At 58.8% G+C, this 19,585-nt stretch carries 17 protein-coding genes; 8 read left to right on the forward strand and 9 right to left on the reverse strand.

Annotation, left to right across the window (positions count from 1 at the left end; translation table 11 throughout):
- Window positions 1–15: 15 nt before the first annotated feature.
- Window positions 16–2,607: a glycosyltransferase gene (locus AC3WP4_RS18680; protein WP_076029916.1), complete on the reverse strand. Its 2,592-nt coding sequence runs from the start codon at window positions 2,605–2,607 to the stop codon at window positions 16–18.
- A 288-nt stretch (window positions 2,608–2,895) separates the two neighbouring features.
- Here AC3WP4_RS18680 and tcdA point away from each other — a divergent pair, with 288 nt between their 5' ends.
- Entirely contained in the window at window positions 2,896–3,705 is an 810-nt protein-coding gene (gene tcdA / locus AC3WP4_RS18685) for a tRNA cyclic N6-threonylcarbamoyladenosine(37) synthase TcdA (RefSeq protein ID WP_173860471.1), read from the forward strand.
- Window positions 3,706–3,825: 120 nt separating this feature from the next.
- Here tcdA and AC3WP4_RS18690 read toward each other — a convergent pair whose 3' ends face one another.
- The 8 genes from AC3WP4_RS18690 to map form a co-directional block, all read right to left on the reverse strand.
- On the reverse strand, window positions 3,826–4,230 hold the full coding sequence (locus AC3WP4_RS18690; protein WP_102615586.1) for a SufE family protein: 405 nt from the start codon (window positions 4,228–4,230) through the stop codon (window positions 3,826–3,828).
- Window positions 4,227–5,432 carry an aminotransferase class V-fold PLP-dependent enzyme gene (locus AC3WP4_RS18695; protein ID WP_102615585.1) on the reverse strand — a complete coding sequence of 402 codons (1,206 nt, stop codon included), beginning with the start codon at window positions 5,430–5,432 and terminating at the stop codon, window positions 4,227–4,229. The genes AC3WP4_RS18690 and AC3WP4_RS18695 overlap by 4 nt, the downstream gene beginning before the upstream one ends.
- 143 nt (window positions 5,433–5,575) lie before the next feature.
- On the reverse strand, window positions 5,576–6,610 hold the full coding sequence (gene dapD / locus AC3WP4_RS18700) for a 2,3,4,5-tetrahydropyridine-2,6-dicarboxylate N-succinyltransferase (protein ID WP_074879716.1): 1,035 nt from the start codon (window positions 6,608–6,610) through the stop codon (window positions 5,576–5,578).
- A gap of 33 nt (window positions 6,611–6,643) precedes the next feature.
- Window positions 6,644–7,006 carry an ArsC family reductase gene (locus tag AC3WP4_RS18705; RefSeq protein WP_059407789.1) on the reverse strand — a complete coding sequence of 121 codons (363 nt, stop codon included), beginning with the start codon at window positions 7,004–7,006 and terminating at the stop codon, window positions 6,644–6,646.
- Window positions 7,007–7,248: 242 nt separating this feature from the next.
- Window positions 7,249–7,980, reverse strand: a complete 732-nt coding sequence (locus AC3WP4_RS18710; RefSeq protein ID WP_102615584.1) for a M12 family metallopeptidase — start codon at window positions 7,978–7,980, stop codon at window positions 7,249–7,251.
- A gap of 155 nt (window positions 7,981–8,135) precedes the next feature.
- A complete protein-coding gene (gene dapC / locus AC3WP4_RS18715) occupies window positions 8,136–9,335 on the reverse strand; it encodes a succinyldiaminopimelate transaminase (RefSeq protein WP_102615583.1) in 1,200 nt (399 codons plus the stop codon).
- A 231-nt stretch (window positions 9,336–9,566) separates the two neighbouring features.
- Window positions 9,567–12,269 carry a [protein-PII] uridylyltransferase gene (locus tag AC3WP4_RS18720; protein WP_076029922.1) on the reverse strand — a complete coding sequence of 901 codons (2,703 nt, stop codon included), beginning with the start codon at window positions 12,267–12,269 and terminating at the stop codon, window positions 9,567–9,569.
- Between the two features lie 45 nt (window positions 12,270–12,314).
- On the reverse strand, window positions 12,315–13,097 hold the full coding sequence (map, locus tag AC3WP4_RS18725) for a type I methionyl aminopeptidase (protein ID WP_074879701.1): 783 nt from the start codon (window positions 13,095–13,097) through the stop codon (window positions 12,315–12,317).
- Between the two features lie 373 nt (window positions 13,098–13,470).
- On the opposite strand from map, the gene rpsB reads away from it, so the two are divergent.
- The 7 genes from rpsB (at window position 13,471) to ispC (ending at window position 19,535) form a co-directional block, all read left to right on the forward strand.
- Window positions 13,471–14,208, forward strand: coding sequence for a 30S ribosomal protein S2 (rpsB, locus tag AC3WP4_RS18730; protein ID WP_003219330.1), 738 nt, complete (start codon window positions 13,471–13,473; stop codon window positions 14,206–14,208).
- Window positions 14,209–14,400: 192 nt separating this feature from the next.
- A complete protein-coding gene (gene tsf / locus AC3WP4_RS18735; RefSeq protein ID WP_010462832.1) occupies window positions 14,401–15,264 on the forward strand; it encodes a translation elongation factor Ts in 864 nt (287 codons plus the stop codon).
- Between the two features lie 211 nt (window positions 15,265–15,475).
- The gene (pyrH, locus tag AC3WP4_RS18740) at window positions 15,476–16,219 is read left to right on the forward strand and encodes a UMP kinase (RefSeq protein WP_003172271.1); all 744 of its coding nucleotides are present in this window, start codon (window positions 15,476–15,478) and stop codon (window positions 16,217–16,219) included.
- Window positions 16,216–16,773 carry a ribosome recycling factor gene (frr, locus tag AC3WP4_RS18745; protein WP_074879698.1) on the forward strand — a complete coding sequence of 186 codons (558 nt, stop codon included), beginning with the start codon at window positions 16,216–16,218 and terminating at the stop codon, window positions 16,771–16,773. Before pyrH ends, frr begins: the two co-directional genes overlap by 4 nt.
- Window positions 16,774–16,786: 13 nt before the next feature.
- On the forward strand, window positions 16,787–17,542 hold the full coding sequence (uppS, locus tag AC3WP4_RS18750; RefSeq protein ID WP_102615582.1) for a polyprenyl diphosphate synthase: 756 nt from the start codon (window positions 16,787–16,789) through the stop codon (window positions 17,540–17,542).
- Entirely contained in the window at window positions 17,542–18,348 is an 807-nt protein-coding gene (locus AC3WP4_RS18755) for a phosphatidate cytidylyltransferase (RefSeq protein WP_074879693.1), read from the forward strand. Before uppS ends, AC3WP4_RS18755 begins: the two co-directional genes overlap by 1 nt.
- Window positions 18,345–19,535 carry a 1-deoxy-D-xylulose-5-phosphate reductoisomerase gene (ispC, locus tag AC3WP4_RS18760; RefSeq protein ID WP_102615581.1) on the forward strand — a complete coding sequence of 397 codons (1,191 nt, stop codon included), beginning with the start codon at window positions 18,345–18,347 and terminating at the stop codon, window positions 19,533–19,535. The genes AC3WP4_RS18755 and ispC overlap by 4 nt, the downstream gene beginning before the upstream one ends.
- Window positions 19,536–19,585 lie beyond the last annotated feature (50 nt).

A 19,585-nucleotide genomic window follows, 5' to 3' on the forward strand; every position in this document is an offset into this window, starting at 1 on the left:
TGCATCTGGAACGATTTAGACCGCCGGAGCCGTCTCGCCCTCGACCGCCGGTTTCGGCAGCGAAGACAAGAACGCCATGATCAGCGCCGCCAGGTACGGCAGCGACTGCACCAGCAACATGGTCACCCAGAAGCGCATGTCGTTGCTCGGCAGGCCGTTCACCAGGAAAATCCCCAGCGCCGCGCTCCACAGCAGCAGCATGATGAACATTTCTTCGCGAGCCTCCGAAATCGCCACCCAGAAGCCGTGGTTATCGGCGTTTTTCGGGGTGCGGAAGAACGGAATGCTGCTGGTGAAGAAGCCGTACAGCACCGCTTTGGCGATGGTGTGCGACAACGCCAGCCCTGCCAGCGCCGCGCAGAACGCATCCTTCAGGTTCACGCCAACGGCGCGACGGTAAAGGAAGATGATCTTGCCCACCTTGAACACGAACAGCGCCAATGGCGGGATCGCGAAAATCAGCAACGGTGGATCGACCCGCTGCGGCACGATGATCATCGCCGCCGACCACAACAGGGCGCCGACGGTGAAGAAGATGTTCATGCCATCCGCGACCCACGGCAACCAGCCCGCGAGGAAGTGGTAACGCTGGCCACGGGTCAGCTCGGTGTCCTTGCCGCGCAGCAGGCTGGCGGTGTGACGCTTGATGATCTGAATCGCACCGTAAGCCCAGCGGAAACGCTGTTTCTTGAAGTCGATAAAGGTATCGGGCATCAGGCCTTTGCCGTAGCTGGTGTGGTAATACGCCGCTGACAAGCCTTTTTCGAACACGCGCAGACCCAACTCGGCGTCTTCACAGATGCACCAGTCGGCCCAGCCCAGTTCCTCGAGCACCGAGCGTCGGGTCATGGTCATGGTGCCGTGCTGAATGATCGCGTCACGGTCGTTACGAGTGACCATGCCGATGTGGAAGAAACCTTTGTATTCCGCGTAGCAGAGCTTCTTGAAGGTGCTTTCGTTCTGGTCGCGGTAATCCTGTGGCGACTGCACCACAGCGATTTTCGGGTCGGCGAAGTGCGGCACCATGTGCTTGAGCCAGTTCGGGTCGACGCAGTAGTCCGAGTCGATCACCGCAATCACTTCGGCATCCTTCGCAGTGTGCGGAATCAGGTAATTCAGCGCGCCACCCTTGAAGCCGGCCAATGGCGCGACGTGGAAGAACTTGAAGCGCGGGCCGAGGGTTTCGCAATAGTCGCGCACCGGTTCCCAGACCGCCGGGTCCTTGGTGTTGTTGTCGATGATCAGGACTTCGAAGTCCGGATAGTCGAGGTTGGCCAGGGCGTTGAGGGTCTGTTTGACCATCTCCGGCGGCTCGTTGTAGCAAGGTACGTGAATCGATACTTTCGGTCGGTAGTCCGAATCGCCGACCACCGGCAGGAATTCGCGCCGGCGTTTGTGGGTCCAGACCGCTTCGGCCAGTTCATGGGCCTCGGTCAGCAGCACGATAAACACCCCGAGTGCGCCGAGGGCAAGCAAGAAGCCCACCGTCAGGCTGAACCAAGTGCTGTATTGCTGGCTGTAGTCGTAACCGATCCACACCAGCACCGAACCACAGAGGAACGCGATGAAGGTCAGGAAGGTGCGGCCACGCTGACGCAAGGCCGAGCCGTCGATCATCAGCAGGGTCAGGGACAGCAATGCCAACACTACCGAACCGATGGCCAGCACGCGCCATTGCGGGATCGCAACGACCGGGCCTTCAAAGTTGAATTTCTGCTGGCGTGCGGCGTTGAACACGCCCCAGTAAGCGCCCACGGAGCCTTCGTCACTGGCCTTCCACGGTTGGTCAAAGGCTTCGATCACGAAGTAGTTGAAACCCTGGCGATTGAGCTTGTTGACCAAGGTCCGCAGATAAATCGCCTGGTCTGCCGGCGACGCGTCGGCGCCACCGCGCATACGGCCGTTGCTCGGCCAGCCGACTTCCGACAGCAGCAGCGGTTTTTTCGGGAACATCTTTTTCAGGTCGCGGGCGCGGTCGAGGACGAACTGTCCGGACTGCTCCATCGGCACATGTTCCCAGTACGGCAGGACGTGGGCGGCGATCAGGTCGACGTGCTTGGCCAGGCTCGGGTTATCTTTCCAGATGTGCCATTGCTCGGAGGTCGTCACCGGTACTTTCACGGCCGCGCGGACGCGATCAAGGATCACGCTCAGTTCGGCGGCGGTAATTTCCTTACGAAAAATCGCCTCGTTACCGACCACTACACGAACCACGCTACGGGAGGTCTTGGCCAGGTCGATGGCGCGCAGGATTTCACGCTCGTTGCGTTCAAGGTCCGGGCTGATCCAGATACCCAGCGTCACGCGCAAACCGAACTCTTCGGCGAGCCTGGGAATATCACCCAGGCTGCCATCGACCGAGTAAGTACGGATGTTGTCCGTCAGCTTGCTCATGATCTCCAGATCGCGACGCATTTCATCGTCGGTCGGGTATTGCTCTTTTTGCGGGTACTGCCCTTGCTGGAACGGCGAGTACGAAAAGCCGGAGATCTGTTCAGGCCAGTTGGGGGCGGTGACCGGGCGATTGATCAGCGCCCAGAAGCCGGTAAACAAGGCTGCGATGGCGAGCACCACGACCAGGTTGAGTCCAAATTTACGCGATGACATAGCTATTTCAGGTTCCAGGAGCTGCTGAACGAAGGAACGGTCGGCGGCCGATTGCCAAGAGGCTGGGGGCGCGCATCCTACACCGGGCGTTCACTGACCGTACAGCGGACAGGGAAAGGCCGGACGTTGGGCAATCCAAGTCGACTTAAGTTCTTTGACCTGGGCGCTGCAGCTCAATTCCAATAAATTTGTCGTCAATTGAAGCCCTCAAGACTGCCGTCCATAGCCCAAAGGTGCTCTTGCCCGCTGACGGCCCTATAATGCGCGCCGGTTTTTGGGGTAATGGTCATGAGTACAGAAGATCCGCGGTTTGCAGGCATCGCCCGTTTGTATGGCATCGAAGGCCTGGAGCGTTTGCGCGCGGCCCATGTGGCGATCGTCGGCGTCGGTGGCGTCGGTTCCTGGGCGGCTGAAGCCGTCGCCCGTTGTGGCGTGGGCGAGATTTCGCTGTTTGACCTGGACGACGTTTGCGTCAGCAACGCCAACCGTCAGTTGCATGCGCTGGACAGCACCGTCGGCAAACCCAAGGTCGAGGTAATGGCCGAGCGCCTGCGCGGGATCAACCCGGACTGCACCGTGCATGCGGTGGCGGACTTCGTCACCCGGGAAACCATGGCCGAGTACATCACGCCGAACATCGACTGCGTGATCGATTGCATCGACAGCGTGAATGCCAAGGCGGCGCTGATCGCCTGGTGCAAGCGCCGCAAGATCCAGATCATCACCACTGGTGGTGCGGGCGGGCAGATTGATCCGACATTGATTCAGGTGTGCGATTTGAACCGGACCTTCAATGATCCGTTGGCTTCGAAAGTGCGCTCGACCTTGCGCCGGGACTACAACTTCTCACGCACCGTGACCCGCCATTACAGCGTGCCGTGTGTGTTTTCCACCGAACAACTGCGCTACCCGAAACCGGATGGCAGCATTTGCTTGCAGAAGAGTTTTGTCGGTGACGGTGTGAAGCTCGACTGCGCCGGAGGATTTGGTGCGGTGATGATGGTGACGGCGACGTTTGGCATGGTCGCGGCGACCAAGGCTGTGGATAAGATTGTTGCCGGGGTACGTCGCCCCGCCGATCGCATCAAACCGGCCTAACCTGATCGTTCCCACGCTCTGCGTGGGAATGCAGCCCGGGACGCTCCGCGTCCTTTTCTGGATCTGGATCTGGAACGCGGAGCGTCCCTTGAGGCATTCCCACGCAGAGCGTGGGAACGATCAGTTACTGAGCTCTTTCATTCGCTGTAACACGGCATTGAGGCCATTGCTGCGTGAAGGGGAGAGCTGACGACTCAGTCCAAGCTGATTAAACCAATCCGGCAAATCCACCTGCTGCAACTCAACCGCCGACAACCCGTTAACCCGTGCCAGCAACAACGCCACCAACCCGCGAATCAACCGCGCATCGCTGCTCGCGGCAAACTGCCAGTGACCGTCATCCAGCGCACCCACCAACCACACCTGGCTTTCACAGCCGTGCACCCGGTTGGCTTCGACTTTATCGACATCGCTCAAAGCAGGCAGACGGTCGCCCCATTGCATCAACAGCCGCGCCCGTTGTTCCCAGCCGACAGCATTCTGAAAAACCTCCAGCGCCGCAACCGCATCGGCAGGCAAGTTCATCGCAACAACTCCAGCGCCTGATCCAGCGCTTCAAAGAACCGTTCCAGATCTTCGGAATCGTTGTACAGCGCCAACGACACCCGAATCGCCCCGGCCAATTCAAAGCTTTTCAGCAACGGCATGGCGCAGTGATGACCGGCGCGCACCGCGATCCCTTGTTCCGTCAGTAAGTGCGCCAGATCAGAGTTATGCACACCCTCGACGACAAAACTGGCCAGCGCCAGTTGCGGCTTGCCCAGCAACCGAATGCCGTTGCGTGCTTCAAGGCCTTTGAGCAAATAGTCATGCAGCGCTGCTTCATGGGCGCAAACCGCGTCCTGATCGAGCCCCGCAAGATAATCCAGCGTCGCCCCCAGACCAATCACACCGGCAATCGGCGGCGTACCCGCCTCAAATCCCAGTGGCGCCGGGCGGAACCGTGCGCTGTGGTAATCCGCATCCAGCACCATTTCGCCGCCGAATTGCCAGTGGCGCAGTTGCTCAAGCGCTTCATTGCGACCGAACAGCACGCCCAGTCCATCGGGGCCGTAGAGCTTGTGGCTGGAAAACACATAGAAGTCGCAACCCAGCGCTTGCACGTCATGCCGACCATGAACCACACCTTGGGCGCCATCGACCACGGTCAGCGCGTCATGCGCCTTGGCCATCGTCAAGAGGGCGGGCAACGGCTGCCAGGCGCCGAGCACGTTGGACAGCTGACTGACCGCCAGCAAGCGGGTTCGCGGACCGATCAACTGCGTGGCAGCATCAAGGTCGATCAGACCGTCGGCGTCCAGCGGCAGGATCACCAGCTTCAGGTCGCGACGCTGGGCCAGTTGCTGCCATGGCAACAGGTTGGCGTGATGCTCCAGGGCGCTGATGACCACTTCATCGCCCGGATTGAAAAGATGTTCCAGGCCATAAGCCAGGAGGTTCAGCGCCGACGTTGCGCCGTGGGTAAAGACAATCTGCCCGCAATCGCCGGCATTGAGCCAATGGGCGACTTTGCTGCGGCTGGCCTCGAACGCCTGGGTGGCGTGGGCGCCGGGCAGGTGTTGCGCCCGATGCACATTAGCCGCGCCGTTGGCGTAGTAATGCGCCAGGGCATCCAGCAGGGCTTGAGGTTTTTGCGTGGTGGCGGCGTTGTCCAGATACGTCTGGTCTTGCCGTTGCAATGCGGCGATGGCCGGAAAATCGGCGCGCCAGGGAGAGGCAATCATCATGCTATCGAGCCCTGTTAAACATGGGCGGGTGTACGCCTGAACCTGTAGGAGCAAAGCTTGCTCGCGATGCTTTTGGCGGCCTCAAGGGCCCCATCGCGAGCAAGCTTCGCTCCTACAGGTCAGGTGATCGTTTGACGCTCTGCTCAGTTGTGAGCGTGCAGCGCTTCGTTCAGTTCGATGGCCGATTTGTGGGTTTTGCATTCCACGGCACCGGTCTCCGAATTGCGACGGAACAGCAGGTCAGGCTGACCGGCCAGTTCACGGGCCTTCACGACTTTGACCAGTTTGTTGTTTTCGTCCAGCAGCGCCACTTTGGTACCCGCGGTCACGTACAGGCCCGACTCAACGGTGTTGCGATCGCCCAACGGAATGCCGATACCGGCGTTCGCGCCGATCAGGCAGCCTTCGCCAACCTTGATCACGATGTTGCCGCCGCCCGACAGGGTGCCCATGGTCGAGCAACCGCCGCCCAGGTCCGAACCCTTGCCGACGAATACGCCAGCGGAAACGCGGCCTTCGATCATGCCCGGGCCTTCGGTGCCGGCGTTGAAGTTGACGAAACCTTCGTGCATCACGGTGGTGCCTTCGCCGACGTAGGCGCCCAGACGAATACGTGCCGCGTCAGCGATACGCACGCCGGCCGGAACCACGTAGTCGGTCATTTTCGGGAACTTGTCCACCGAGAACACTTCCAGCAGCTCGCCGCGCAGGCGGGCTTCCAGTTGATGCTCGGCCAGTTCGGCCAGGTCGATTGCGCCCTGGCTGGTCCATGCCACGTTCGGCAGCAACGGGAACACACCCGCCAGGTTCAGGCCGTGCGGCTTGACCAGGCGATGGGACAGCAGGTGCAGCTTGAGGTAAGCCTCAGGGGTGGAGGTCAACTGAGCGTCTTCGGCCAGAATGGTCGCGACCAGCGGCTTGTGGCTCTCGGCCAGACGGGTCAGCAAGGCAGCCTGGGCAGCGTCGACGCTTTTCAGGGCCTCAGCCAGTTGCGAGGCCTGGGCGGTGCTGAAAGCGATGGCCTGATTGCCGTCGGTGTAGCCCAGGATTGGCGCAATGGCAGCGACCAAATCGGCCGACGGGTTGAGCAGTGGCTGCGCGTAAAACACTTCCAGCCATGCGCCTTGACGGTTTTGAGTGCCGACACCAAAGGCCAGGCTGAACAGGGTAGTGGACATGTTGATACCTCTAACAAAATGGAACGGGCTGCCTTACTTGAGTGCTGCCGCGTAGATATCTGGCTTGAAGCCAATCAGGGTTCGGTCACCGAGATCAAGCACCGGGCGCTTGATCATCGAGGGTTGTGCGAGCATCAGTTCGATGGCTTTCGGCTGGTCGAGATCGGCTTTGCGTTCGTCGTCGAGCTTGCGAAAGGTCGTGCCAGCACGGTTCAACACCACTTGCCAGCCGTGCTCGTCGCACCATTGGGTCAGGTGTTCACGGTCGATTCCGACCGCTTTGTAATCATGGAAGTCATAGCTGACAGCGTGTTCATCGAGCCAGGTGCGCGCCTTTTTCATGGTGTCGCAGGCTTTGATGCCGAAAAGGTGCAACGTTTTGCTTGAAACGGTCAAGGAATTGCCCCCTTTGCAGGTGCTGAAAATAAAAGGTGACGGATTATGCCATGACCGGACGGTTTCGCGTCGGCGATGGTCGGGTTTGTCTGTAGGTCATGGCGATCAGCTATTGGAAGGGACAAGCGCAGACGTCATCACCCGCTGGTGATGACGTCTGCGAGAGGTGTCTCGGAAGAACCGGATTTAGATGAGGACAATCTTGGGGTGAGGCTCACTCGACGTGATGGACCGCTTGACTGTTAACGTTTGGGATAAAGCAACTTCATGAGTTTTTTATCTTTTTTACTGATCTTTCGGTTGATAGGTAACTCCCAATCGCCCTCTGTCAGTGTGTTAGCGACTGGGTGGTGCATGATCGACTTTCTGTCGTAAGGCGTATAAATCGCTTCGATTGTATTGAAGGGTTGAAAGAGGTTTCTATCGACTTGCTCTTTGGTCAGAGGATTCATTTCCCGATTCTGGTAGAACTCATACACCTTCGGTTTATCCCAGGGAATATTGGCCTCCGGGTGTTGGTGTTCATGCATCGCGCCTAAAGCATGCCCAAACTCATGAGTCACGATTACTTCAAAATCTTCATGTTCAGGTTTGACCCCCAGGTTCATGGTGGGCCAGTCTGGATGGATCAATAACGCGTCAGTGCCCAGCATTGAGCTGTTGTCGTTGTTTTTGGTTGCGATCCGGATATCACCGTCGAGCCCTTCAACGAAATCGAAGCTCAGATTGATATGGGGCAGCCATTGGCGTGCTGCTTTGATGATCTTCTGTTTGTGTTCATCAGTGGGGCCGTCGATAAACGCGATCTTGAGCGTGCGTCCGTTTGCCCAAAGCTTTGAGTAATTGATTAGAGAGCGCTTGCGACGAGTACCGCCGCCGGTACCGGCATTCTCTGGGTTCTCGTTGATGGCGGCTTCATAGGCTTGTTGATCGTCGGGCCATTGGATAAGGGTGCAGTCTTCAATACTGTTCATTGGCTACTTCTTCCTTGAAGTGAGTGGGGTGAATACGCGCTAATGCGCTACTTGAGAGTAAGGGGGCTCTGCAGTTCGGTGAGTTTTAATTTCGGGGGAAGTGTTACCGGTTATAAATGTGTGCCCGCACTGCGTTGCACAGTGCGGGCGGGAGATTACTTGTTACGGGTAATGAACGCGCGAATTCGTTCTGCGGCTTCTATGCATTCGGCCAACGGCGCGACTAACGCCATGCGTACACGACCAGCGCCCGGATTTGCACCGTCGACGTCACGGGACAGATAAGACCCTGGCACGACGGTCACATGCTCTTCGACAAACAGTTCGCGGCAAAACGCTTCGTCATCACCATCAACACTTGGCCACAAGTAAAAGCCGCCGTCCGGGCGCTGCACATCCATGACCGGGCTGAGGATCTCCAGCACCGCGTCATACTTTTCGCGATACAACGCACGGTTGGCGCGCACATGCACTTCGTCATTCCATGCGGCAACGCTGGCCAGTTGGGTTTGAACCGGCATCGCGCAACCGTGGTAGGTGCGGTACAGCAGGAAGCCTTTGAGAATGTCGGCATCACCGGCCACAAAACCCGAGCGCAGGCCTGGAAGGTTGGAACGCTTGGACAGGCTGTGGAACACCACGCAACGCTTGAAGTCCTGGCGGCCCAGTTCCACGCAAGCGCTGAGCAATCCGGCCGGCGGGGTTTGTTCGTCGAAGTACAGTTCGCTGTAGCACTCGTCGGCGGCGATCACGAAGTCGTATTCGTCGGCCAGGGCGATCAGCTTTTTCAGGGTTGCAACCGGGATCAATGCGCCGGTCGGGTTGCCCGGTGAGCACAGGAACAGGATCTGGCAGCGTTTCCAGATGTCCGGTGAAACCGCATCGAAATCCGGGTTGAAGCCATTTTCGTCCAGGCACGGCAGGTAATGCGGCTTGGCCCCGGCCAGGAACGCGGCGCCCTCGTAGATTTGATAGAACGGGTTCGGGCTGACCACCAGCGCATCGTCGCCACGGTTGACCACGGTCTGGGTGAACGCGAACAACGCTTCACGAGTGCCATTGACCGGCAGCACATTGCGCGCCGGGTCGAGCCAGCCGAGCGGAACGCTGAAACGACGTTCGCACCACGCGGCGATGGCTTCGCGCAGGGCCGGAATGCCGAGGGTGGTCGGGTACACGGCCATCTTGTCCAGATTGCTTGCCAGGGCTTCGGCGACAAAGCTTGGCGAGCTGTGTTTCGGCTCACCAATGGACAGCGCAATGGCACGCTTGTCCGGGTTTGGCGTGACGCTGCCGAGCAGGGCGCGGAGCTTCTCGAACGGGTAAGGCTGCAACTGGTTCAAAGCGTTGTTCATGGGGGCCTCGTTCAATGTGGGAGGGCTAGTCTGGTGTTGGGGGCTTGTGTGGTGAGGGGGCTTGCCCCCGTTGGGCTGCGCAGCAGTCGTAAAACCTTTGTATGCGGTGTGTCTGATACATCGCGATGCAGGTTTTGGGGCCGCTTCGCAGCCCAACGGGGGCGAGCCCCCTCGCCACAACAAGCCCCTCTCCACAGGAAGTCCATTCCCACAGGGGGAAATTTTGTTAATTCAGATACTGAGACGCGACAGTTTGATTTCTGATTCCTGATTGACAGTCAGCTGTTCCACGATCGCGTCTTGCAAGCGGCTGCACAGCAATGGATCGGACAACGGCTGGTTGTTCGCATCGGTGATGAAGAACACGTCTTCCACGCGCTCGCCCAAGGTGGCGATCTTGGCGTTCTGCAGCGACAAATCGAACTCCAGAAAGATCGTGCCGATGCGTGCGAGCAGGCCCGGGCGATCGGGCGCGCTGAGCTCCAGCACGGTCACCGGACGCTGGGCGTCGTTGTGGATCGTCACCTGTGGCGCAAACGCGAAATGCTTGAGCTGGCGCGGTACCCGACGCTGAATGATGGTCGGGTAGTCGTCCGGGTTGCGCAGGGCTTCGGTCAGGCCGTCGCGAATCTGTTTGACCCGCGCCGGGTTATCACCGATCGAGTCGCCGTCGGTGTCGAGCACGATGTAGGTGTCGAGGGTGAACTGGCTGCTGGAGGTGATGACCCGGGCGTCGTGAATGTTCAGGTTGAGCTGGTCCATCGCGGCCACGGTCACGGCGAAGAAGTCGTGCTGATCCGGCGCATAGATGAAGATCTGCGTGCCGCCTTCGAACTCGCGCTGGGTGGTTTCCTTGATCAGCACCAGCGGACCGCCGTCGGCTGGCTGCTGGAGGATCGCGTCGCTGTGCCAGGCCACATCGCCAGCGGTATGGCGCAGGAAGTAGTCATCGCCCAATTGCGCCCACAGTTGCTCGACGTCGTCCGGATCGGTGCCGCCGCGTACCAGAATGTCCAGCGCTGCGCTTTGGGTCTGGCGAATCTGCTCTTCGCGGTCCACCGGGTTTTCCAGGCCGCGACGCAAGGCGCGCTTGGTCTCGGTGTAGAGCTGGCGCAACAGGCTGGCGCGCCAGGAATTCCACAGCGTCGGATTGGTGGCGTTGATGTCGGCGACCGTCAGCACGTACAGATAATCGAGGTGGGTTTCGTCGCCGACGATCTGCGCAAAATCGTGGATGACCTGCGGGTCGGACAGGTCCTTGCGCTGGGCGGTGGTCGACATCAGCAAATGGTTCTGCACCAGCCAGACGATCAGGCGGCTGTCCCACACGGGCAATTGGTGGCGCTGGCAAAAGGCTTCGGCATCCACGGCGCCGATTTCCGAGTGATCACCATGCCGGCCCTTGCCGATGTCGTGGTACAGGCCGGCCAGGTAGATCAGCTCGGGTTTGGGCAATTTGCCCATGAGCTTGCTGGCCAGCGGGAATTTTTCCGACACCTGGGTGTACTGCAACTTACGCAGATGTTTGATCAGGTTCAGGGTGTGAGCATCGACCGTATAGATGTGAAACAGGTCGTGCTGCATCTGCCCGACGATAAAACCGAATTCCGGCAAGTAGCGCCCGAGGATGCCGTAACGGTTCATCCGGCGCAGGTTACGATGGATGCCGATCTTGCACTTGAACAGCTCGATGAACAGGCTGGTATTGCGGATGTCGTTGCGGAAATCATCGTCGATCAGGTGACGGTTTTCTCGCAGCAAACGAATGGTGTCGGCGCGCACGCCTTTGATTTCCGGCTGCTGGGCCATCAGTACGAAGATTTCCAGCATGGCGAACGGTGTACGACGGAACACATTGTCGTTGCGCGCCTCGATGTATCCGTCGTGCAGCTGGAATCGCGAGTTGATCGGCTGCGGCGGCGCTTCGTCTTCCGGCGCGAGGATGACTTCCTCGAAGTGCTGGATGATCAGGTCGCTGAGCTGGGCAATGCTCATGACCACCCGGTAATACTGCTGCATGAAGTTTTCGATGGCTTGCTTGGCGTCATCACCTTTGAATCCCAGCAGCCCGGCAATGGTGCGCTGGTGATCAAACAGCAAGCGGTCTTCGGAGCGGCCGGCGAGCATGTGCAGGGCGTAACGAACCTTCCACAGGAATTCCTGGGAGGAGGCCAGCAGCGCGTTTTCGCTCTCGACCAGGAACCCTTCGCCGGCCAGGGCTCGCAGGTTCAGGGTGCCGTATTCACGACGGGCCACCCACAGAATCGTCTGAATATCCCGTAGGCCGCCGGGCGAGCCTTTGACGTTGGGTTCCAGGTTGTATTCGGTGTCGTTGTACTTGTGATGACGGGCCTTCTGCTCGGCGCGTTTGGCCAGGAAGAAATCCTTGCTCGGCCACATGTGCGCGGTGCTGGTCACGTCCAGCATGCGTTGGCGCAAGCGCTCGGGGCCGCAGATGGTGCGGCTTTCCATCAGGTTGGTGACGACCGTCAGGTCGGCGCGGGCCTCTTGGACGCATTCGTCAACGGAGCGAACGCTCTGGCCCACTTCAAGGCCGATGTCCCACAACAGCGTCAGAAAACGCTCGATGGAATCTCGGAAAACTTCGTGATCGGCGCTGTCCAGCAGGATCAGCAGATCGATGTCGGAATAAGGGTGCAACTCCCCGCGACCGTAGCCGCCGACCGCGACCAGCGCGATGTCGGCGTCTTCGCTCCAATCGAACTGCTCCCAGGCCTTTTGCAGGATGTTATCGACGAACCAGGCGCGATCCTCGATCAACCGGCGAATGTCGCGGCCGCTGCGAAAACGCTCGTCGAGCACCTCGCGGGCCTGGCGAATCGCTTTCTTGAAGGCTGCGATCGGGCTTGCCTTCAGGGCCAGTTCAGCCTGGAACTGGCCACGGTCGAAGAGTTCTGGATCCACCTGCGGCATCGATTGGCTTTCCTGTCTATAAGGCTATGGAGCTGCGCGCCCGGATCAGGCCGAAACGCGCGGGATGGTGTCGTCGGCGCGCAGGGTGAAGATCTCATAACCGGTTTCGGTTACCAGCAGGGTGTGTTCCCACTGTGCCGACAGCTTGCGGTCCTTGGTGATCGCGGTCCAGCCGTCGCCCAAAACCTTGGTGTCGGCCTTGCCCTGGTTGATCATCGGCTCGATGGTGAACGTCATGCCCGCTTTCAGCTCCATGCCGGTGCCCGCGCGGCCGTAGTGCAGGATCTGCGGCTCTTCGTGGAATACCTTGCCGATGCCGTGACCGCAGAATTCGCGAACCACGGAAAAACCGTTCTTTTCCGCGTGCTTCTGGATCACTTCACCGATGTCGCCCAGGCGGCAGCCGGGTTTGACGATTTCGATGGCCTTGTACATGCATTCCTGGGTCACTTGCGACAGGCGTTCGGCCCAGACCGGTACGGTACCGACATGGAACATGCGGCTGGTGTCGCCGTGGTAGCCGTCCTTGATGACGGTGACGTCGATGTTCAGCGTGTCGCCATCCTTCAGCGGCTTCTCGTTCGGGATGCCGTGGCAGACCACATGGTTGATCGAGGTGCAGATCGACTTCGGGAAGCCTTTGTAGTTGAGCGGGGCAGGGATGGCTTTCTGCTCATTGACGATATAGTCGTGGCAGATGCGGTCCAGTTCTTCAGTTGTAACGCCCGGCTTGACATGTTCGGCAATCATTTCCAGCACATCGGCGGCCAGTTTGCCGGCGATGCGCATTTTTGCGATGTCCTCTGGGGTTTTGAGGGTGACGGTCATACAGGCTCTCTCTGCGCTCGATGGCGCCTTCTAAAACGGAATGGGCGTTGCGCGATTGATCTTCGCGGCCCTTAAAAACGCGATTCTAACAGACGAGCAGCGCAAATCTGAGCCTCTGTGCATCGCTTCTCCTTATAGAATGGCGCATTCTTGGAGGATTCCAAGGGCCAGAACCAAAGCACGCGCCAGGATTTAACAATCCGGGTTCCGTTTTTTTCTGCCTTGTGATATAAAATGCGCCGCTTTCCGGGGATCCCCTGAAAAGCCTAAATCCACACACGTGTCGACACGATGACCTGGGTGCCTTCAGCTGATGCTGCTGGTTGGTCATTGGGATACGTGGAGGCCAAACCCGACTTATTAAGGAACTATCATGTCCCAAGTCAACATGCGCGATATGCTGAAGGCCGGTGTGCACTTCGGTCACCAGACCCGTTACTGGAACCCGAAAATGGGTAAGTACATTTTCGGCGCGCGTAACAAGATCCACATCATCAACCTTGAAAAAACCCTGCCAATGTTCAACGAAGCTCTGACTTTCGTAGAGCGCCTGGCCCAGGGCAAAAACAAGATTCTGTTCGTCGGCACCAAGCGTTCCGCTGGCAAGATCGTTGCTGAAGAAGCAGCACGTTGCGGTTCGCCGTACGTCGATCACCGCTGGTTGGGCGGCATGCTGACCAACTTCAAAACCATCCGTGCTTCCATCAAGCGTCTGCGTGACCTTGAAGTGCAAGCCGAAGACGGTACTTTCGCCAAGCTGACCAAGAAAGAAGCGCTGATGCGCACTCGCGATCTTGAGAAGCTCGATCGTTCCCTGGGTGGTATCAAGGACATGGGCGGTCTGCCAGACGCACTGTTCGTTATCGACGTTGATCACGAGCGCATCGCGATCACCGAAGCCAACAAGCTGGGCATCCCGGTTATCGGCGTAGTCGATACCAACAGCAGCCCGGAAGGCGTTGACTACATCATCCCAGGCAACGATGACGCAATCCGCGCTATCCAGCTGTACATGGGTTCGATGGCTGACGCTGTTATCCGCGGTCGCAACCACGTTGCTGGCGGCACCGAGCAGTTCGTTGAAGAAGCTCCGGTAGCAGCAGCTGAGTAATTGACGCCCAGGCGTTGACTCAGTAAGCAAAAAGGGGGCTTGGCCCCCTTTTTGCCACCTCGAAAACCGTTTGTCGGCAGCGCAGTTACAGCCTTTGTAGCCTGCAGCAGCCAGCAAAGGTAGTTCGGGAAGAATTGATCGCCCGTTCGATCGGGTGGAATGGTTGAAAACCTATCCAAGAGGAATTTTGAAATGGCAGAGATTACTGCAGCGTTGGTCAAAGAACTGCGCGAGCGTACTGGCGAAGGCATGATGGACTGCAAAAAGGCCTTGACCAAGGCTGGCGGCGACATCGAAAAAGCCATTGATGACATGCGTGCTTCGGGCGCCATCAAGGCTGCCAAGAAAGCTGGCAACGTTGCCGCTGAAGGCGCGATCGCTCTGAAAGAAGACGGTAAAACCGCCGTTCTGCTGGAAGTGAACTCGCAGACCGACTTCCTGGCCCTGCAGGACGACTTCAAGGCATTTGTTGCCAGCAGCGTTGAAAAAGCGTTCGCTGACAAACTGACTGACGTCGCTCCGCTGATCGAAGCTCAAGAAGCTGATCGCCTGGTTCTGGTCGGCAAGGTTGGCGAAAACGTCAACATCCGTCGCCTGGCTCGCGTTGAAGGTGATGTTGTTGGTGGTTACCTGCACGGCAACAAGATCGGTGTTGCGGTTGTTCTTAAAGGCGGCACCGTTGAGCTGGCCAAAGACATCGCTATGCACGTAGCGGCCACCAACCCTGAATTCCTGCTGCCATCGGAAGTTTCCGCTGAAGCGGTCGAGCGCGAGAAAGGCGTGTTCCTGACCCTCAACGCTGACAAGATCGCTGGCAAGCCAGAAAACATCGTTGAAAACATGGTCAAAGGCCGTATCAGCAAGTTCCTGGCTGAAGCGAGCCTGGTTGAGCAGGCGTTCGTCAAGAACCCTGAAATCAAGGTTGGCGAACTGGCCAAGAAAGCCGGTGCTGAAATCGTTTCTTTCACCTACTTCAAAGTAGGCGAAGGCATCGAGAAGCCGGTCGACAACTTCGCTGAAGAAGTTGCTGCCCAGCTGGCTGCCGCCAAGCAATAAGACGGTTTTTTAACTGTCGCCCTGAAGAGGCTGCCCGCTCACGCGCGCAGCCTCTTTTCAGATGGGGCACCAATTTTTTATTTGGTTTCCCTTTGGAACTGGCTTACAAAGCCATGTTCCGATGGCGCTGAAGCAGCGCCAAGTTAGAGTGAACGCCAGCTGTAAACAGCTCGCAAAGAATTTTTAAAATACGCCGCAGGAGAGATTCGCAATGGCTCAGCAGGGCAGTGGTTATCAGGCTCGCTATAAACGCATTCTACTCAAGCTTAGCGGCGAGGCCCTGATGGGCTCGGAAGAGTTCGGGATCGATCCGAAAGTTCTGGATCGCATGGCGCTGGAAGTCGGCCAACTGGTCGGCATCGGCGTTCAGGTCGGTCTGGTGATCGGCGGCGGTAACCTGTTCCGCGGTGCAGCGCTGAGCGCGGCCGGCATGGATCGGGTCACCGGTGACCACATGGGCATGCTGGCCACTGTGATGAACGCCCTGGCCATGCGCGATGCGCTGGAACGTGCCAATATCTCGGCCATCGTGATGTCGGCCATTTCCATGGTTGGCGTAACCGATCACTATGATCGCCGCAAAGCCATGCGCCACTTGAACGCCAAGGAAGTCGTGATTTTCGCGGCCGGTACCGGCAATCCGTTCTTCACCACGGATTCGGCAGCGTGCTTGCGTGCGATCGAAATCGATGCCGATGTCGTGCTCAAGGCGACCAAGGTCGATGGCGTCTATACCGCTGACCCATTCAAAGACCCGCATGCCGAGAAGTTCGATCATCTGACTTACGATGAAGTGCTGGATCGCAAGCTGGGCGTGATGGATCTGACCGCCATTTGCCTGTGCCGCGACCACAAGATGCCGTTGCGCGTATTTAACATGAACAAGCCCGGCGCCCTGCTGAATATCGTGCATGGCGGCGCTGAAGGGACCCTGATCGAGGAAGGCCAACAATGATCAACGAAATCAAGAAAGACGCTCAAGAGCGCATGAAAAAATCCGTCGAGTCGCTGATGCACAACTTCGGCCGTATTCGTACTGGCCAGGCGCACCCAAGCATTCTGGAAGGCGTGATGGTGCCGTATTACGGCTCCGACACCCCGATCAAGCAGGTCGCGAACATCACCGTCAAAGATGCGCGTACCCTGCAAGTCGTTGCCTTTGAGCGCAATATGCTAGGTGCCGTCGACAAAGCCATCGGCAGCGCGGGTCTGAACCTCAACCCAACCAACCTGGGTGAATTGCTGCTGATCTCCATGCCGGCCCTGACCGAAGAAACCCGCAAGGGCTTCACCAAGCAGGCTCGCGATGTCGCTGAAGATGCTCGTGTTGCGGTGCGCAACATCCGTCGTGATGCGAACAGCCAGCTCAAGGATCTGGTCAAGGAAAAGGAAATCAGCGAAGACGAAGAGCGTCGCGCCACTGGCGAGATCGATGATCTGACCAAAAAATACGTGGCTGAAATCGACGCGAATCTGGCGCAGAAAGAAAAAGACCTGATGGCCGTATAAGGGTCACGTTTTAATGGATAAGACAAAGCAGACTGCGCCGTCCGCGGTGCCGCGCCATGTCGCGATCATCATGGATGGTAATAATCGCTGGGCGAAAAAACGCTTTATGCCGGGTGTCGCCGGTCATAAAGCGGGCGTGGATGCGGTTCGTGCGGTAATCGAGGTGTGCGCCGAGGCCGGGGTCGAAGTATTGACCCTGTTCGCCTTCTCCAGCGAGAACTGGCAGCGCCCGGCCGACGAGGTCAGCGCCTTGATGGATCTGTTCTTCAAGGCATTGCGTCGCGAGGCCAAGCGCCTGAACGAGAACAACATCAGTTTGCGCATCATTGGCGATCGTTCGCGCTTTCACCCAGAGCTTCAGGCAGCCATGCGTGAAGCCGAGGCAATGACGGCGGGCGCCAATCGCTTCGTCCTGCAGATCGCTGCCAACTATGGTGGGCATTGGGATATCGCGCAGGCCGCACAACGTCTGGCTCGGGAAGTTCAGGCCGGGCACCTGCGTCCGGAAGACATTACCCCGGAACTGTTGCAAACCTGTCTGGCTACCGGCGATTTACCGTTGCCGGACTTGTGCATCCGTACCGGTGGCGAGCACCGCATCAGTAACTTCCTGCTGTGGCAGCTGGCATACGCCGAGTTGTACTTCTCCGACCTGTTCTGGCCGGACTTCAAACACGATGCCATGCGTACCGCGCTGGCCGATTTTGCTTCTCGGCAGCGCCGCTTCGGTAAAACGAGCGAGCAGGTCGAGGCTGGAGCCCGGGTTTAATGCTTAAACAACGAATCATCACCGCGCTGATCCTGCTGCCGATTGCCTTGGGTGGGTTTTTCCTGCTCGAAGGCACCGGTTTTGCGCTGTTCATCGGGCTGGTCGTGACCCTCGGTGCATGGGAGTGGGCTCGCCTGGCGGGTTTCACTGAACAGCCGGCCCGCGTTGCCTATGCGGCTGTGGTCGCGTTGATGCTGTTTGTCATGCATGTCGTGCCTGGGCTCGCGCCTTGGGTATTGGGTGCTTCGGTGCTGTGGTGGGGCGTTGCAACCTATCTGGTGCTGACGTATCCGCGCTCCAGCGAACTTTGGTCCAGTGCTGCCTGCAAACTGATGATCGGTCTGCTGATCCTGCTGCCGGCCTGGCAAGGCCTGGTCCAGATCAAGCAGGAGCCTTTGGGCAACTGGTTGATCATGGCGGTGATGGTGCTGGTCTGGGGTGCTGATATCGGTGCCTATTTCTCTGGCCGGGCTTTTGGCAAGCGCAAGCTGGCGCCACAGGTCAGTCCCGGCAAAAGCTGGGAGGGCGTCTACGGCGGCCTCGCGGTGAGTCTGGTCATTACTGTCATTGTCGGACTGGTTCGGGACTGGACGGTGGCGCAGCTGTTCAAAGGTCTGATCGGTGCAGCCATCATCGTGTTTATCTCTGTAGTAGGTGACCTCACCGAAAGCATGTTCAAGCGTCAGTCCGGGATCAAGGACAGCAGTAATCTGCTTCCCGGGCACGGCGGCGTGCTGGACCGTATCGACAGCCTGACGGCAGCGATTCCAGTGTTTGCCGTGCTGCTGTGGATGGCGGCACCGTGAGCCGCCCGCAGCAGATTACCGTCCTGGGGGCGACCGGTTCGATTGGTCTGAGCACGCTTGACGTCATCGCTCGTCATCCCGAGCGTTATCAGGTTTTCGCCTTGAGCGGCTTCACCCGGCTGAACGAGCTGTTGGCGCTGTGCGTTCGTCATGCGCCGCGGTTCGCCGTGGTGCCTGAGACGGGTGCTGCCCGAGGCTTGCAGGACGAATTGCGTGCCGCAGGTCTGTCGACTCGCGTGTTGGTGGGTGAAGAGGGCCTGTGTCAGGTTGCTTCCGACCCTGAGGTCGATGCGGTCATGGCGGCCATCGTTGGCGCTGCGGGCTTGCGACCGACTCTGGCGGCGGTCGAAGCCGGCAAGAAAATCCTCCTGGCCAACAAAGAAGCGCTTGTGATGTCCGGTGCGCTGTTCATGCAGGCGGTGCGCAAGAGTGGTTCGGTGTTGCTGCCGATCGATAGCGAGCACAACGCGATTTTCCAGTGCATGCCTCAGGATTTCGCTCGTGGGCTGGGTGCCGTCGGGGTGCGTCGGATTTTACTCACGGCCTCTGGCGGTCCGTTCCGACAGACACCTATGGCTGAACTGGTGCATGTTTCCCCTGAGCAGGCGTGTGCTCATCCGAACTGGTCCATGGGGCGCAAGATTTCGGTGGATTCGGCCAGCATGATGAACAAGGGGCTGGAGTTGATCGAAGCCTGCTGGCTGTTTGATGCCAAGCCGTCCCAGGTCGAAGTGGTGATTCATCCTCAGAGCGTGATTCATTCGCTGGTCGATTACATCGACGGTTCGGTATTGGCCCAGTTAGGTAACCCTGACATGCGCACGCCGATTGCCAACGCGCTGGCCTGGCCGGAGCGAATCGATTCGGGTGTTGCGCCGCTGGACCTGTTTGCAATTGCGCGGCTGGACTTCCAGGCGCCTGACGAAGAGCGATTCCCGTGTCTGCGCCTCGCACGTCAGGCGGCCGAAGCCGGCAACAGCGCGCCGGCCATGCTGAACGCGGCGAATGAAGTGGCGGTCGCGGCCTTTCTCGACGGGCGGGTTCGCTACCCGGAAATCGCGAGTATCATCGAAGAGGTGTTGAACATCGAGCCCGTGGTTGCGGTTGGCGATCTCGAGGCAGTGTTCACGGCCGACGCGAAAGCGCGAGTACTGGCCGAACAATGGTTGAGTCGTCACGGGCGGTAAATGCTGCAATACGTTGACCCATGCGGCACTGGACAGGATTGCGGAGAAAG

This window comes from Pseudomonas sp. FW305-20, assembly GCF_058788075.1.

Excerpts from the sequence above, each read along its gene's own strand:
- map (WP_074879701.1), bottom strand. The coding sequence starts at position 13,097 with ATGACCGTCACCCTCAAAACCCCAGAGGACATCGCAAAAATGCGCATC.
- tcdA (WP_173860471.1), top strand. The coding sequence starts at position 2,896 with ATGAGTACAGAAGATCCGCGGTTTGCAGGCATCGCCCGTTTGTATGGC.
- dapD (WP_074879716.1), bottom strand. The coding sequence starts at position 6,610 with ATGTCCACTACCCTGTTCAGCCTGGCCTTTGGTGTCGGCACTCAAAAC.
- pyrH (WP_003172271.1), top strand. The coding sequence starts at position 15,476 with ATGGCTCAGCAGGGCAGTGGTTATCAGGCTCGCTATAAACGCATTCTA.
- AC3WP4_RS18720 (WP_076029922.1), bottom strand. The coding sequence starts at position 12,269 with ATGCCGCAGGTGGATCCAGAACTCTTCGACCGTGGCCAGTTCCAGGCT.
- AC3WP4_RS18710 (WP_102615584.1), bottom strand. The coding sequence starts at position 7,980 with ATGAACAGTATTGAAGACTGCACCCTTATCCAATGGCCCGACGATCAA.
- dapC (WP_102615583.1), bottom strand. The coding sequence starts at position 9,335 with ATGAACAACGCTTTGAACCAGTTGCAGCCTTACCCGTTCGAGAAGCTC.
- AC3WP4_RS18755 (WP_074879693.1), top strand. The coding sequence starts at position 17,542 with ATGCTTAAACAACGAATCATCACCGCGCTGATCCTGCTGCCGATTGCC.
- AC3WP4_RS18695 (WP_102615585.1), bottom strand. The coding sequence starts at position 5,432 with ATGATGATTGCCTCTCCCTGGCGCGCCGATTTTCCGGCCATCGCCGCA.
- uppS (WP_102615582.1), top strand. The coding sequence starts at position 16,787 with ATGGATAAGACAAAGCAGACTGCGCCGTCCGCGGTGCCGCGCCATGTC.
- tsf (WP_010462832.1), top strand. The coding sequence starts at position 14,401 with ATGGCAGAGATTACTGCAGCGTTGGTCAAAGAACTGCGCGAGCGTACT.
- AC3WP4_RS18680 (WP_076029916.1), bottom strand. The coding sequence starts at position 2,607 with ATGTCATCGCGTAAATTTGGACTCAACCTGGTCGTGGTGCTCGCCATC.
- AC3WP4_RS18690 (WP_102615586.1), bottom strand. The coding sequence starts at position 4,230 with ATGAACTTGCCTGCCGATGCGGTTGCGGCGCTGGAGGTTTTTCAGAAT.
- frr (WP_074879698.1), top strand. The coding sequence starts at position 16,216 with ATGATCAACGAAATCAAGAAAGACGCTCAAGAGCGCATGAAAAAATCC.
- rpsB (WP_003219330.1), top strand. The coding sequence starts at position 13,471 with ATGTCCCAAGTCAACATGCGCGATATGCTGAAGGCCGGTGTGCACTTC.